11 protein-coding genes are annotated in these 15,096 nt (G+C 42.8%); 5 read left to right on the forward strand and 6 right to left on the reverse strand.

All coding sequences use genetic code 11. The features are described 5' to 3' along the window. The first annotated feature begins 30 nt into the window (after window positions 1-30). Window positions 31-642: an archaeosortase/exosortase family protein gene (locus IH597_03460; GenBank protein ID MBE0661503.1), complete on the forward strand. Its 612-nt coding sequence runs from the start codon at window positions 31-33 to the stop codon at window positions 640-642. Here the strand turns inward: IH597_03460 and IH597_03465 are convergent. The 5 genes from IH597_03465 to miaB all read right to left on the reverse strand — a co-directional run bounded on the left by IH597_03465 (window position 625) and on the right by miaB (window position 8,308). Continuing rightward, entirely contained in the window at window positions 625-1,536 is a 912-nt protein-coding gene (locus IH597_03465; protein MBE0661504.1) for a hypothetical protein, read from the reverse strand. The two genes, IH597_03460 and IH597_03465, sit on opposite strands and share 18 nt — an antisense overlap. 135 nt (window positions 1,537-1,671) lie before the next feature. Next, complete coding sequence (locus tag IH597_03470) at window positions 1,672-3,354, reverse strand: C69 family dipeptidase (protein ID MBE0661505.1); 1,683 nt, start codon at window positions 3,352-3,354, stop codon at window positions 1,672-1,674. A gap of 144 nt (window positions 3,355-3,498) precedes the next feature. Then, window positions 3,499-6,027, reverse strand: coding sequence for a polysaccharide biosynthesis tyrosine autokinase (locus tag IH597_03475; GenBank protein MBE0661506.1), 2,529 nt, complete (start codon window positions 6,025-6,027; stop codon window positions 3,499-3,501). 13 nt (window positions 6,028-6,040) lie between these two features. Further along, on the reverse strand, window positions 6,041-6,832 hold the full coding sequence (locus tag IH597_03480) for a polysaccharide biosynthesis/export family protein (protein MBE0661507.1): 792 nt from the start codon (window positions 6,830-6,832) through the stop codon (window positions 6,041-6,043). A gap of 111 nt (window positions 6,833-6,943) precedes the next feature. Beyond that, a complete protein-coding gene (miaB, locus tag IH597_03485; GenBank protein ID MBE0661508.1) occupies window positions 6,944-8,308 on the reverse strand; it encodes a tRNA (N6-isopentenyl adenosine(37)-C2)-methylthiotransferase MiaB in 1,365 nt (454 codons plus the stop codon). A 167-nt stretch (window positions 8,309-8,475) separates the two neighbouring features. Between miaB and topA the strand changes: the two genes are divergently transcribed. Both topA and IH597_03495 read left to right on the forward strand, forming a co-directional pair. Further along, a complete protein-coding gene (gene topA, locus IH597_03490) occupies window positions 8,476-10,800 on the forward strand; it encodes a type I DNA topoisomerase (GenBank protein ID MBE0661509.1) in 2,325 nt (774 codons plus the stop codon). A 157-nt stretch (window positions 10,801-10,957) separates the two neighbouring features. Next, window positions 10,958-12,130 (forward strand): formimidoylglutamase, encoded by a 1,173-nt coding sequence (locus IH597_03495; protein MBE0661510.1) that lies wholly within the window; start codon window positions 10,958-10,960, stop codon window positions 12,128-12,130. A 207-nt stretch (window positions 12,131-12,337) separates the two neighbouring features. Here IH597_03495 and ruvC read toward each other — a convergent pair whose 3' ends face one another. After that, window positions 12,338-12,889 carry a crossover junction endodeoxyribonuclease RuvC gene (ruvC, locus tag IH597_03500; GenBank protein ID MBE0661511.1) on the reverse strand — a complete coding sequence of 184 codons (552 nt, stop codon included), beginning with the start codon at window positions 12,887-12,889 and terminating at the stop codon, window positions 12,338-12,340. Between the two features lie 17 nt (window positions 12,890-12,906). On the opposite strand from ruvC, the gene IH597_03505 reads away from it, so the two are divergent. Then, window positions 12,907-13,938 carry a flippase-like domain-containing protein gene (locus IH597_03505; protein MBE0661512.1) on the forward strand — a complete coding sequence of 344 codons (1,032 nt, stop codon included), beginning with the start codon at window positions 12,907-12,909 and terminating at the stop codon, window positions 13,936-13,938. Then, complete coding sequence (locus IH597_03510; GenBank protein ID MBE0661513.1) at window positions 13,935-15,080, forward strand: glycosyltransferase; 1,146 nt, start codon at window positions 13,935-13,937, stop codon at window positions 15,078-15,080. Before IH597_03505 ends, IH597_03510 begins: the two co-directional genes overlap by 4 nt. Window positions 15,081-15,096: the final 16 nt, after the last annotated feature.

The following is a 15,096-nucleotide window of genomic DNA, read 5'->3' on the forward strand; positions in this document are numbered from 1 at the left end:
TGTCAGGTATATTTTTATGATCTTTGCCGCATGGCTTTTTACTCCCGTACCACAGCACAGCTGAATCATTTTATACGCAAGTACCAGTTACAGGCGCTACGCGAGGTGTTGATCTTTTCGGTCATAACCATAAGCTTCCATTATTTGTTCCGGGCTTTTTCCGGTACAATTATGAGTACATGGCCAATTCCTGACATTTCAGGATTCACAGTTGATTTGCTTTTTAAGAACAGTTTGTGGTTTAATGTTAACGTTCTTGGAATGGACATTACAACGGTTGATACAACCTTCTTTTTTAGTGATAAAGGATATATTCACATCAACCATTCCTGTTCCGCCGTTAAACAATTCCTGCAATGGCTGGTGCTGATGATACTTTACCCCGGTCCGTGGAAACACAAATTATGGTTTATTCCGGCAGGTATTGTGGTGCTTCACTTTACCAATATTTTCAGGATCGTTGGCTTATCGGTAGTTTTATTACAATGGCCTGAATATTGGGATTGGAGCCACGATTGGGTTTTCCGTCCGTTTTTCTATGTGGTGATTTTTGCTATGTGGGTATTCTGGGTTGAGCGCTTCTCAAAAAGAAGCCTGAAAAAACAAACAGCCGGGGCAGGAAATTTACCGCAAGGTGAATGACGTTTGCCCGATTTCACTGTCGTCGGCAAAAATGGTCACCACATAAGTTCCTGCCATCATGGGTTCCTGGTTATTACGATTGATCCAGTTGGTGCAAATTTCAATCTCTTCATTTTGGTAGTCAACTTCCCGGTTCAGGGAATACTGCATCACATTGCCTTTGTAGATAAATGAATAATCATCACCCAATCCGGCAACAAGAATCAGGTTATCGGGTTGTGCAATTCTTACATATACTTCTCTTTTACCAGCAGGGGTAAGCCCGTTTGCAGCCAGTGAGTAACAAACCCTAACCAAATCCACCCGCCTTGCACGGTCAGTTTCAACTTGTTTGCCGCCTATTCCACGAATATTCAGTGGTGTTGCTGTAATGTTAAAAGCCCTTAAAACGGCTGCTACTTCCACTTGCTCAGTAAGTATTTCTTTGTCTTTCTGTAGTTCCTGGGTTAGCATTTTTTCACGCTCAAAATTTGCCCTTATGGTAACGTTCTCGGTTTTTAATTCTCGGTTTTCGGTATAGAGTGAATCCATCTGGCGCAGGTAGCCTTGTGAGATGCTGCGTAGTTGTTCCAGTTTGCGTTGCACCTTTACATATTCCCATTCAGTATCAAGCAAGCGTTTGATTTCGCTGGCGTTGGCCAGTATAAGGCTGTCTTTCTGATTTAATACTTCAGTGAGGTTACCAAATTCAAGTTTCACATTTTCGTGTTCGATGAGGAGGGAATCAAGCTCATATTGAAATGCGGTACGCTGAATTTCTTTCTCTGTCGCAAGTTGGGTGAGTTTGCTTGTGTTCACAAAGAGTAAGATGCCAAGCACAACAGCCAATAAGGCAAGAATTATGATAATTATCAGCGATAACCACGACGATCTTTTGTTTTCAGTTGCTTCCATATACTACTTATGATTGATGATGATTATAGGAAAATAAACCTAATTATTGTTGGTTCGTGCAAAGATAACTATAAAATACTCAAATGAAAAAGGCTGCCATCTGGTGGCAGCCTCTTTTAAGCATCATTCAAGGTCTTACTCAACCACTTTTAAATGATCACCTGTTTCTTTTACAATCCGCCTGTACCATTCTTCGCCATATCCCGGGAATGAGACTTTGGGATTACGGTTTGGCGGATCGGCGTATTTTATGTTGCCGTCGAGGTACTTCATAAAGAGGTCCTGGTAAAGCAGGCTCCAGCGCTCAAACGTATAATCTCCCTGTTTTACCGAGTATTCAGTAAGGAATTGAACGGCAAGGTTTTTATCGGCAGCATACAATTCTTCGGCTGCTTTATCAATGGCAGGAGTATAAACAATAAACTTATTTTCAAGTTCTTTTTGAACCTTTTGTATATCAACAATCACTGAATCATAACGCATATAAGCGAGATGGGCTACTTTGTTGAATATCCAGAATGCAGCATTGTCCGACCACTCCATCATTGCACCGTTACCTTCGGCAAAGGATGCAGGGGTTTCTGTGATTGAGCAATACATGGGTGTAAAAACAGTGCTTTTGGCGTCATCAACGCCAAACCAGATAATGCCACCAATGGAATTGGGCAGCCATGAACGGGATTGGGTCACAAACACAAAACCACTCTGTTGGGTAGCCACAGCGCGTTCGTTGCAATAGGCAACATCATCAACTTTCCAGGTGAGCGGACGCCAGCGATAAGGTTTTCCGTGAGCTCCGGCACCCATGTCTTTGGTCATATCAAGCGCTGTGCCTTCGTAGGCATCGCGCATAAATTCCATCATATCCTGAACCGAAACTTTCCGGTTTGGCTTGATCCAAAGTGGCATGCGGTTTTCAAGATTGTGACCCATGGCGTAATCGAGGTATTGGTCCATATCGTCATGAACCTTACGAAATACTGTCCATACACGTGCTTCACAGAAACGTGCACCGCCAAATTCAACCGGTGCATAGATATCAGAAAAACTAAAGTCCTGGTCCTTGCCTTCAAAAAAGCCTTTTGCACGCGCAAAGCTTATCACATCGTGCGAATAAATTACTTCAACGGCTGGTTCGTAAATTTTATCAAATTGCTTTGAGTTGATGGAAGTTTTCTTGTTAGCCAGCGGAAAAGTTGTGATCCTGGCCTGGTTAGCATGCCCTGAAATATAACCGTCGGGGATGCGCATGGCCACCCAAACAGCTCCTTTTTCGCCTTCGCCTTTGCCTATCATTTCAAAAATCCAGACTTCATTCGGGTCAGAAACCGAAAATGATTCGCCTGAACTGTAATACCCATATTCATCAACCAGTTCAGCCATAATCTTAATGGCTTCGCGGGCAGTTTTGGCCCGTTGCAGGGCCACATAAATGAGGCTGCCGTAATCCATGATTGCACCTGCCTGGGATTCAAGTTCAGACCGGCCGCCATAAGTTGTCTCGGCGATGGCTACCTGGTGCTCGTTGATGTTTCCGACAACATTATACGTTTGGCTTGCCTGTTTAATTTGTCCAAGATATTTTCCGGTATCCCATTCATAAATATCGAGCATTGAACCTTCGGGCCATGTTGCAGCTTTCCAGTGGTAGAGTTCGCCATACAGCACATGCGAGTCTGCCGAATAACTTATCATGGTGGAACCGTCAGTTGAAGCGCCTTTGGTAATCAGGAAATTGGTACAGGCCTGAACGGTCCTGGCCGCTCCGATTAGCAGGAATAATCCCAGCAAGACAACGGTCAGATGGTGTTTCTTCATTGTTTAAAAGTTTTGGTGAGCAATTACTTAACGTTGACAAAAGTAACGCTTTTCCCCGAAATAGCAATCAGCCAATGGTTCGCAACGGCAGACAAATGAAAGGATTTATATGAAACCCAGGGAATATGAAGCAGTATAAAAGGCTTAGGCCTTAGTGTTCGGATTATTGGTGTCGGTATTCGGAGTAGGCGCTGACGGTTTTTTGAAAAGGCGCTTCCATGCAGATTCCTTGTTGTCGTTGGCGTCATCGGAATAGTAACCGTAGCCATAACCATAGCCATATCCGTAACCGTAGCCATAACCGTAACCATAGCCATACCCATAACCGTAGCCATACCCATACGAATTTTTAGTAAGCTTCACGTCGTTGATAAGGATGGTAGTATTGGGAATGCCCCTGAATTCAACATCTTTCATAATGGCGGCAAAAACCTTTTTAATTGTATAGTTCTGACGGGCTACAAAGATTTTAACATCGGCATGCTGCATGAGCAGGAAAGCATCGGTTACGAGGCCTACCGGGGGTGTATCCACTATTATATAATCATACAACTTGCGAAGTTCACTGAACATTACCCCTGTTCTATCTGAAGCGATTAATTCCGAAGGGTTCGGGGGTATAGGCCCGGCCATGATAATATCAAGGTTCTCAAGTGGCGATTGTTGTATGATCTCCTGCAAGGTGTTTTTGCCAATCAAATATTTGCTGAGCCCATTTTCGTTTGACAATCCGAAATCCTGATAAATCTTTGGTTTACGTAAGTCGAAACCGATTAACAATACTTTTTTACCATACATGGAATAAACCGTGGCCAGGTTGGTTGAGGTAAATGTTTTTCCTTCGCTTGGCATAGTAGAGGTAAGCAAAACAACCAAACTATCCTTTCCTTTTGAGAAAAACTGGATATTGGTCCTGATGGATCGGAAGGCCTCTGCAATTGAAGATTTTGGTGATTGTGCCACAATGATATTGCTGTCGTAGCGGCTGTTAATTATATGGCCGATAATAGGTATGTTCGTAATGCTTTCAACATCTTTGCGTTCAATAACCTTATCATTAAAGTAATCCTTACCCATGATATAGCCAACCGGAAGAACCAGTCCCAGCAGCAACGCGATAGTAAAATTCAGGGTTTTTTTTGGGAAGACTGATTCGAAAGAGCCTGGGCGTGCGATATCAATCACCTCATTGTCAGGGAAATTGGAGGCTTTGGTAATGGCAGCTTCTGACCTCTTTTGCATCAGGTAGGTATAAATTGCGTCGTTGAACCTGAATTTTCTTTCAATACCAAAAAGCTGACGTTGGGTTGCAGGCAGGGTGCTGATTCTTTGCGTAAGCAGATTTATCTGCTTGTTTTTTTCTGCAATCGCTATTTCTGAAGCCCTGATAATACTTTCAACATTTTCGAGCAAATTATTCTTCACATTACCAATCCTGCTGTCCATGGCTATAACCAATGGGTTTTTGGGCGTTGTCCGGATAAGTAGATCCGATTTTTCAGAATGCAATTTTAGCAACTCAGCGATCAATTGTGTAATCATCGGGTCATCAATTCCCATTGAGGAAGGCACAATGATTTCGTCAATATCATCACGCGATTCCTGTATATATCTGCGGAGATGGTTATAGTATTTTGATTGAACCACGAGTGCAGCCTTGTCCGTTTCAAACTGTTTCATCTGGTCAAAAACCTGTTGAGCCTGGAAATCGAGGTTCATGACTTCTGAAGCAATTTTGAAATCCTGTAATCTTGCTTCGGCCATGTTCAACGAATCGGTAATATCACCCAGTTGGGCGTCAATAAAATCAATGGTATTGGTAGCAACCAGGTTTTTCTTGTCCAGCGACCTGTCGAGATAAACATCAATAAGTGTATTGATGAAATCTACGGATTTATTAATGTTGTTGCCCTTAAAGGAAACCTCAAGGATGCTGGCTTCACGGTTGATGGGTTCAATTTCGATATTAGCGCTAAAGTCCTTGGTAAGTGCATCAAGATTGTTGAAAATGAAAATAAACTTTTTGTTGCGGATGTCTTCGTCCAGGAAGTCTTCATTCAGCAGCATCTTAAAATTAAAATACTGCCCTTCAATTGTCTGGCCGAAACTATAAACCCCTGACAGGTTAATTTTGTCAGCGCCCTTTTCTGTAGCCTTGAAAGTGGTGAAATCATAAAGGTCGAGGTTCTCACCTTCGGCCTCAATTTTAAACTCATTGTTGGATAAAACGCTCACCATGAATTTCAGGTTCGCAGGCTGAATATTCGCAATGTCAGGGATCACAACAAAAGGGCTTTCATTATATAATTCCCTGATGATGAAGTTTTCCTCGAGATAATACGAAACTTTAAGATCCAGCTCCTTTATAGCCCGGTTTGAAAGCCAGTAAGATTTGAGAATCCCTATTTCATTCTGGATGTTTTGCGTACTGCTCATCAATGAAATGCCCAGCAATGCCTGGGGGTCCATTCTCGATTTGTCGTCCTTGATGAGGACGGTGGTTTTAACCTTATAAACCGGAAGGGTGTATTTATTGAACAGAAATGCTATAAGCAGGGAGATAAAAATAGTTATCAAAAAAAAGTACCAATAGCTGTAAAGTTTGAAAAACAGCGTTTTGAAATCAATGCTTTCTTCTACTTGTTGCTGGGAGTTATCTCTGATTGGATCCACGATGCGGTCTTATTTATTTAAAGAAGTTTAAAATCAACAATGTTGTTGTGACGGTTGAAAGCAAAATAGCATATGGGAATGTGGTAAAGGCAAATGTTTTTGATTTCATTGCGGAAACATAAATCACATCGTCTGGCATCAGGTAGTAATACTCTGATTCAAGGATTCTTCTTGATGATAGGTCCAGCGAATGGACTTCCGATCCGGTAGCCGTCCTGCGAACCAACTGTACATTTTTCCGGTCGCCCCAGGTACTCATATCTCCCGCCATTGCCAGGGCTTCGAAAATACTCAAGCGGGTTTGAAAAACAGGAAACTGGCCCGGGCGTATCACTTCGCCAAGCACAGCAATGCGGAAATTAACAAGTTTTACGATCACCGTAGCATCACGCATGTATTCATTGATTGCTTCCTGCACCTGTGCTTTAATTTCATCAAGCGTTTTGTCCTTCACCAACACATTGCCAATTACGGGAAATTCAATGAAACCCTGAGGGTTCACACTATAACTGCTTAGATAAACACTCAGCTCATTGTTCAGATACTGACTGTAAACCCCACCCGGTTGAATGCTGAAAAGGTCTGCCGTTTGGTTGTCGAGTCCCAGCACCCTGATGTACAAATTGTCGCCGGGCTGGATCAGATAGTCTTTCTTGAAATCATTGTCATAGTGTATCTTTGGTTCTTCGTCAACAAGGTATTTCAGTTTTTTTTGCGGAACACAAGAACCCAGGAGCGCAAGAACAATTATTGACAGGGTCAGCAACCGGAAATTTGCTTTCAGGGAGGGAATGGTATGTTTCATTGTTTGTTTTGAGTCAAATTTGGCTTGCAAAAGTAATATTTTCAGCGGAAATCTAAGATACCCGAAGTGATTAAGCTTAACATTATGATACAATGAACCAAAATGACGGTGTTAATTTTTCATCTCACCAATGAGTGTTGCCGGTGTGCATTTGGTAATCAGCACTTTTACATAGGTTCCGGGTTTGCTCTCAGCGCCGGTAAACACCACCACTTTGTTCTGGCTGTTGCGCCCCATGAATTGTTTGTTTGAGCGTTTTGAAGTACCCTCAACGAGGACGGTAAAAGTTTGCCCAACATCCCTAAGATTACTCTGGTGTGATAACTGCTGCTGCAGCTCAATAATTTCGCTGAGGCGACGACTTTTTACAGGTTCGGGAACATCATCGGGCAGTTTTTTTGCTGCTATTGTACCAGGGCGTTCAGAGTATTTAAACATATAGGCATAATCGTATCCAACCCATTGCATCAGCGAAAGGGTTTCCTGATGCTCATCTTCGGTTTCGCTACAAAAACCGGTAATAATATCGGTGGTAATGCTGCATTCAGGCAGGTTTTGCCTGATGGCTTTTACGCGATCCATATACCATTCGCGGTCGTAACGGCGGTTCATAAGTTTAAGAATGCGCGAGCTTCCTGATTGAACCGGAAGGTGAATGGAGCGGCATATATTTTCATTGCGAACCATGATTGCAATCAATACATCGGATAAATCTTTTGGATGAGATGTTGCGAACCGCACCCGAAGCAAGGGGTTCACCGCTGCCACTTTTTCAAGCAGCATCGGAAAGCTCACATGGCCAGCGTCACTTTCCCATGCATACGAATTTACGTTTTGGCCCAGCAGTGTTACTTCGCGATAGCCATTATTAAATATATCATGGCATTCAGCGATGATAGTTTCAGGATTCCTGCTTCGCTCAACGCCCCTAACCGAAGGCACCACACAATAGGCGCAATGGTTTTCGCATCCACGCATGATGGAAATGAACGCCGAAACATGATTGCTGTCTAACCTGACGGGGTTGATATTAGCATAGGTTTCGTCGGCTGAAAGTATCACGTTGATAGCTTTCTGCCCGCTCCCGGCAACTTTGATCAGTCGCGGGAGGTCGCGATAGGCATCGGGTCCTGCAATCAGGTCAACATAGGCGGCTTTTTCAAGCAAGGACTCTTTCATGCGCTCGGCCATGCAGCCAAGCACACCAATCACCATTTCCGGTTTTTCCTTTTTTAAATGCCGGAACTGCTGCAAACGTTGCAAGACCCTTTTCTCTGCATTTTCACGGATAGAACAGGTGTTCACAAAAACAACATCAGCATCTTCCAAATTCTGGGTTGGTTCATAGCGGTGATCAACTAAAATGGAGTTCACAATTTCGCTGTCAGAGAAATTCATCTGGCAGCCAAAAGTTTCAATATATAGTTTTTTACTCAAACTGTCGTTTATTAATGATATGGTATAGCGGGAGTTCATAAAAGAACAATGCGTTCAAAACCCCTGCAAAATTAGTACTATAACAACATTGAGTGTGAATAATTGTTTTGAAATTAAAAAGTTGATTTGGCACAACTTAACTTAAATGCGTTACTTTGCAGCCGTTTTTGAAAAAATAACAACCAATAATTCAGGAGCTAAAAAGCATGATAAAAAACCTTGTAATTGTTGAATCACCCGCGAAAGCAAAAACCATTGAAAAATTTCTCGGCAAGGATTTTCAGGTAAAGTCGTCATTTGGTCATGTGAGGGATCTCTCTAAAACCCAGTTAGGCATAGATATCGAAAAGAACTTCGCTCCGAATTACGAAATATCGCCTGATAAAAAGAAGATTGTTGCGGAACTGAAAAAACTTGCCGGCGAAGCTGAATTGGTTTGGCTTGCCACTGATGAGGACAGGGAAGGGGAAGCTATTTCATGGCATCTTGCTGACTCCCTCAATCTTGAAGAGTCAAAAACCAGGCGCATTGTTTTTCATGAGATCACAAAAAATGCAATCCTGAAAGCGGTTGCGAACCCGCGCGCAATCAATAAACAACTGGTTGATGCCCAGCAAGCCCGCCGTGTGCTCGATCGTTTGGTTGGGTATGAAATTTCCCCGATTCTCTGGAAAAAAGTGAAGCCTTCCTTATCTGCTGGTCGGGTACAGTCCGTAGCTGTAAGGCTGATTGTTGAACGCGAAGAAGAAATCAAAGCTTTTAAAACAACTCACTTTTATAGGGTTGTCGCTTTGTTTGAAGTTAAAAACGATGATGGCATTTATCAGTTCAGCGCTGAACTGCCCGAGCGGTTGAAACTTGAAACTGATGCAAAGACGTTTCTTGAGAAATGCATTCCCGCCAGTTTTTCCGTTGCGGATATCGAAACCAAACCTGCTAAAAAATCACCGGCCCCTCCTTTTACCACATCTACTTTACAACAGGAAGCAAGCCGCAAACTTGGTTTCTCAGTAGCTAAAACCATGTTGGTGGCCCAACAGCTCTATGAAGCCGGAAAAATCACTTACATGCGAACCGATTCGGTAAATCTTTCTGATACAGCCCTGGGTTTGGCAAAACAGGAAATAGAAAATCTTTTTGGAGGCAATTACGTTAAAATCAGAAAATACGCTACCAAAACCAAGGGAGCGCAGGAAGCCCACGAAGCCATCAGGCCAACGTTTCTCAGCGACAGGGAAATTGAAGGCGACGCTTCACAACAAAGGCTGTACGAACTGATCTGGAAAAGAACCATCGCTTCACAAATGAGCGATGCTATACTCGAAAAAACCAATGTTGACGTCAAAATTTCCACAACACCCGAAGTACTTGTTGCTAAAGGTGAGGTAATCAAATTTGATGGGTTCCTCAAAGTTTACATGGAATCAACCGATGATGATAACACTGAAGGCAAGAGCGATGTTTTACCTCTTATGAAGATTGGCGATCCGCTGGATTTGAAGGAAATGAGCGCCACGCAGCGGTTCACACAGCATCCGCCACGATATACTGAAGCCAGCCTGGTTAAAAAACTTGAGGAACTTGGAATCGGACGCCCTTCTACCTATGCGCCTACCATCTCAACAATTCAGAAAAGAGAATACGTAGTTAAGGAAGACCGGCCGGGTCAGCAACGGGAATTTGTACAACTTTTATTAAAGAAGGGTAAGATTACACAAACCAACAAAGCCGAAAATGTTGGATTTGAAAAGAACAAATTGTTCCCAACAGATATCGGGATGCTCGTAAACCAGTTTCTGGTTCAGAATTTCATCAATATCCTCGACTATAATTTTACCGCCAATGTTGAAAAAGAATTTGATGAGATTGCCTTAGGCAATAAAATATGGAATGATGTTATCAAAGACTTTTATCATCCTTTTCATAAACAGGTGGAGGAGGTGCTAACAACTTCTGAAAAAGTGAAGGGAGAAAAATTACTTGGCCAGGATCCGAAAACAGGAAAGAATATTTATGTGAAGCTTGGCAGGTATGGTGCCATTGTGCAGTCAGGAGAATCGGACAGCAATGAAAAACCACAGTTTGCAGGCCTTAGAAAAGGACAAGGCATGGAAACCATTACACTTGAAGACGCACTTGAGCTGTTTAAGTTTCCACGCATCATTGGTTCGTACGAGGATAAGGAATTGAGCATTGGGATTGGTCGGTTCGGGCCGTATGTAAAACATGGTTCACTTTTTTTCTCTTTAAAAAAAACCGACAACCCGTATACGGTTGAGGAAGAGAGGGCGATTGAAATCATTGAGGAAAAAAGGAAAGCTGAAAGAGAAAAACTGATCAAAGAATTTAAAGAGAACGCAGACATCAAAGTGCTCAACGGGCGCTACGGGCCATATATAGCTAAGGGAAAAGAGAATTATAAGATTCCTAAAAAGATGGATCCGGCTTCCCTTTCGCTTGAGCAATGCCTTGAAATAATTGAAAAAGAAGGCCCGAAAAAGCCATCAAAAGGGCGGGGCAGGAAAAAGTAAGTCAGATTAGGTACTTACAAATTCGAACTTAACTGGAGATTATTTCAGATTTCAGATTTACGATTTCGGATTTTGCCGCGTTTGAGCAAATAATGCAATCTCCGGAAGCCTGGCAATTGTTTTATTCGCATATTTGCCTGCACAATCCCTGCTCCCAATGGAAAACAGTTTCTTTTTACAGCCCGTTGATTTACCGGACGACTCTTCTTCTCTGAAAACCGAATCGTTGCTGGCGACTCAGATTACACAACACATTGCCGGCAAACAATTTCCTGACATTTCATCTTGCCAGGTTGCCATCATCGGTGTTGAAGAAAGCCGCTATGCCGTTAATAATGCTGCCGGTTCCGGTGGACCTGATTTTGTCAGGCAATGCCTCTATAATTTGCATGAAGGGCCATTCAAACTTGAAATTGCCGACCTCGGAAATATCAGGCAGGGCCATACTGTTGAAGACACTTACGCGGCTCTTACGGAAGTACTCGTTGAACTGCTTGAAAAGAAAATAACGCCCATCATCATCGGCGGCAGCCAGGATCTGACTTACGGTTGCTATAAGGCTTATGAAAAACTCAAGCGCATCATTAACATTGTTGCGGTTGATAATCAATTTGACCTTGGAACCGAGGAGAATTCGATGACTTCTGAAAGTTACCTCCGGAAAATTATCGTTCAGCAACCCAACTATCTTTTCAACTACAGCAATATCGGGTATCAATCCTATCATGTTGATCAGGCAGCCATCAAATTAATGGAGAATATGTTTTTTGATGTGAGCCGCCTGGGGGTCGTGCGATCCGACCTGCATGAAGTAGAGCCGTTTATCCGCAATACCGATCTCCTTACTTTTGATATTGGAGCTATCCGTGCTGGTGATGCCCCTGGTCATGCTACCGCAGGCCCCAATGGGTTTTTTGGCGATGAAGCTTGCCAGATTGCCCGTTATGCAGGGCTTTCGGAAAAACTTACAGCCATTGGTTTTTTTGAGTACAATCCGAAATTCGATCAGCGGGGATTTACGGCAAATCTTATCGCTCAAATGATCTGGTATTTTCTTGAGGGTTTTTATAACCGTAAAAATGAAGATCCTGCTGTGAACATGGACGACTTCATCAAATATTACGTTCCGGTGAACTCAACCGAAGAAGGAATTGTGTTTTACCGCAGCAAAAAAACCGACCGCTGGTGGATGGAGATCGGTGCGAAACTCAATATCAAAAATGAATACCGCCGGCACAACCTTATACCATGTTCGTTCAAAGACTATAATACTGCTACCGAAAACGACATACCCGATCGCTGGTGGAAGGCATATCAGAAGCTGATGTGATTTGCGTCTAAATCAAACAATATTTTGTCCAGCTGTGGAGGATGAGGATGTCTCAAAACCACTGAGTTTGGTGTTTTTTGTCATTCTGAGCGCAGCGAAGAATCTAATGTACAATCAAATAGAGTTCCTTCACTTCGTTCAGGATGACAAGATTTGACCTTCTAAGACAGCCTGTTAATATTGGTAATAAAAAAACACCAAAATCGTCTATAAAATCCTTTTCGGGTTGTCCTGTATAAAGGCTTTCCAACTACTGTGTTTGTGGTTGGTTTCGCTTACTGGATTATTTTGATACGAATGGCAAACTGCTGCAGCCAGTCCGTCGCTGGCATCCAGGTTTTCAGGAATTGGAACCGATAACATTCCGGCCAGTATTGCCGCCACCTGTTCCTTTGAGGCATTGCCGTTACCTGTGATGGATTGTTTGATGCGGCGCGGAGAATACTCATATACTTCAACACGCCGATATAAAGCAGCCGCCATGGCTACACCCTGTGCACGGCCAAGTTTAAGCATGGACTGAATGTTTTTCCCGAAGAAAGGCGCTTCAATGGCCATTTCATCCGGGAGATACTGGTCAATAAGCTCAAGCGTAGTTTGAAAAATTGAATTTAATTTCAGCAGATGCGAATCTTTCCTGCCAAATCCTTTCGATCCAAATGAAATAAGCTCCAGGTTCTTACCTTTGCACCTGACAATTCCATAACCCATGATATTGGTGCCCGGGTCAATACCTAGTATAACACGATCTTTTTCCAAAACCTGAAGCGTTTTTAATGAAGGCAAAAGTACGCAAATCGTTAAACTTCCTGCTGCAAATCGGTATCATCCTGGTAGCTTATGGGTTTATTTACAGGCAAGTGGTTCAGAAAATGGAAATAACAGAGCTGGTGACCGGTTTAACTGCAAAATTCCATGACAGCACTTTCTTGATTTACCTGGGTTCGGTATTCCTGCTAATGTTTGTAAACCTTGGCGTTGAGGCCTGGAAATGGAAGTTCCTGATCAGTAAATTTGAAACTGTCTCCTTTATGAATTCCTTCAAGGCTGTATTTTCCGGCATTACCGTCAGCGTGTTCACACCTAACAGGGTTGGTGAATATTTCGGTAGGGTGTTCATTCTTAAATCGCTACATCCGGTGAAAGGCATTCTGATCACCTTTATCGGTAGCATGGGGCAATTAATGGCAACAATCCTTATCGGTTCATTCGGAGTGTTGCTTTTTCTGCCACGCATTATGGATGCATTTATTTTTCCGAACCATTTGATTTTTATTGGCATTGTGATAACAACGCTGATAATATTGACCTTACTTGTTGTTTTATACCTTCATTTTTCGATACTGTCGCAGTTTGCCAGAAAGCTTTTTCCGGCTAAGACTGAGAAAATAAACAAATACGCCGGTGTATTTGAGAGTTATAGCAGCGCTGATCTTTCCTATGTGCTTTTACTCAGCATCCTCAGGTATTGTGTGTTTACAACGCAGTTTATCCTTTTGCTGCTGGCGTTCGAAATGAAATTACCCTTCATGCATTACCTCATCGTAATCCCGGTAATTTTTCTTGTCATGACTTTAATTCCATCAGTTGCGCTTTCTGAATTAGGAATACGCGGAAGTGTATCGCTTTACCTGATTAGTTTATTTTTGAATGAAAGCGCTGGAATTTACGATCCTTCATCGCTTGGAATTGTTGTTGCTTCCACCTTGTTGTGGCTTATCAATCTTGCGATCCCGGCCATCACCGGGGCTGTTTTTGTGTTCAACCTCAGGTTCATCCGATCCAAAAATAATCAATCAGGATCATGATTGTCGTAAGCACAATTTTCGTAACAATTGCGATTCTTTATGCAATCCTGATTTTAAGTCTTGCGTTGGGTTGGCGAAGAGTTCCTGATTTCAGTTGTGAGAGAAATATCGCTGCGCCATCAACAACTTTTGCCAGCATCATCATTGCGGTTCGAAACGAAGAAAAAAACATTGCAACATGCCTGAATGATTTACTCAAACAGGATTTTCAGCTTTCTAATTTTGAAATCATAGTGGTTGACGATCATTCAATTGATGCTACGTATTCTGAAGTGAACGAAATTGTGCTTAAACATAGCAATGTTAAATTATTCAGTCTGGCCAATTTACCTCAGCACGCCAGTGGAAAAAAGGCTGCAGTTTCTTTTGGTGTGGGGCAGGCCCATGGCGAACTCATCATCACTACCGATGCCGATTGCCGGTTCTCAACAGACTGGCTTACCTGCATAGTGGCATATTTTGAGCAGCACAAACCGGTAATGATCAGCGCCCCGGTTGCCTTTATACCCCAGGGGAGCATTATTGGCAATTTCATGGAACTGGAATTCATTAGTCTTGTTACCGCCGGAGCAGGCGCACTGGGATTGCGAAAACCATTAATGTGCAACGGTGCGAACCAGGCCTTTCGTCGGAATGTTTTTCTTGAACTCAATGCATTTGAGGCCAACAGCAATATGGCATCAGGCGATGATATGTTCCTGATGCATGGTATCCGAAAAAAGTATGGCGCAAATGCCATTCACTTCCTGAAATCAGTAAAAGCGATAGTAAAAACACCGGCACCAGCAAACCTGCATGAATTCCTGATGCAACGCATCCGCTGGGGTTCAAAAACAAGGGCTTATCCGGACAGTTTTACAGCCGTCGTAGCATTGGTTGTTTTCCTTAACTCCATGCTTTTGTCGGGAGGAGTAATATCATTGCCATTTTATAGTGGTCTACTCTACCCGGTTCTGACAGGCTGGGGTCTTAAAATTGCAAGTGATTTTTTATTGCTTTACAGGGGATGCGATTTATTTGATCGCCGCAAATTACTATTTTGGTTTATTCCCTTTCAGGCAGTGTATGTGGTTTATATTACCCTGGTTGTGTTTATGTCCTTATTTTCAGGATACCGTTGGAAAGGACGGAGTCACCGCTAAAAAATTCCTGAACATT

The organism is Bacteroidales bacterium (genome assembly GCA_014860575.1).
In the GTDB taxonomy this organism is placed as follows: Bacteria; Bacteroidota; Bacteroidia; order Bacteroidales; family JAAYJT01; genus JAAYJT01.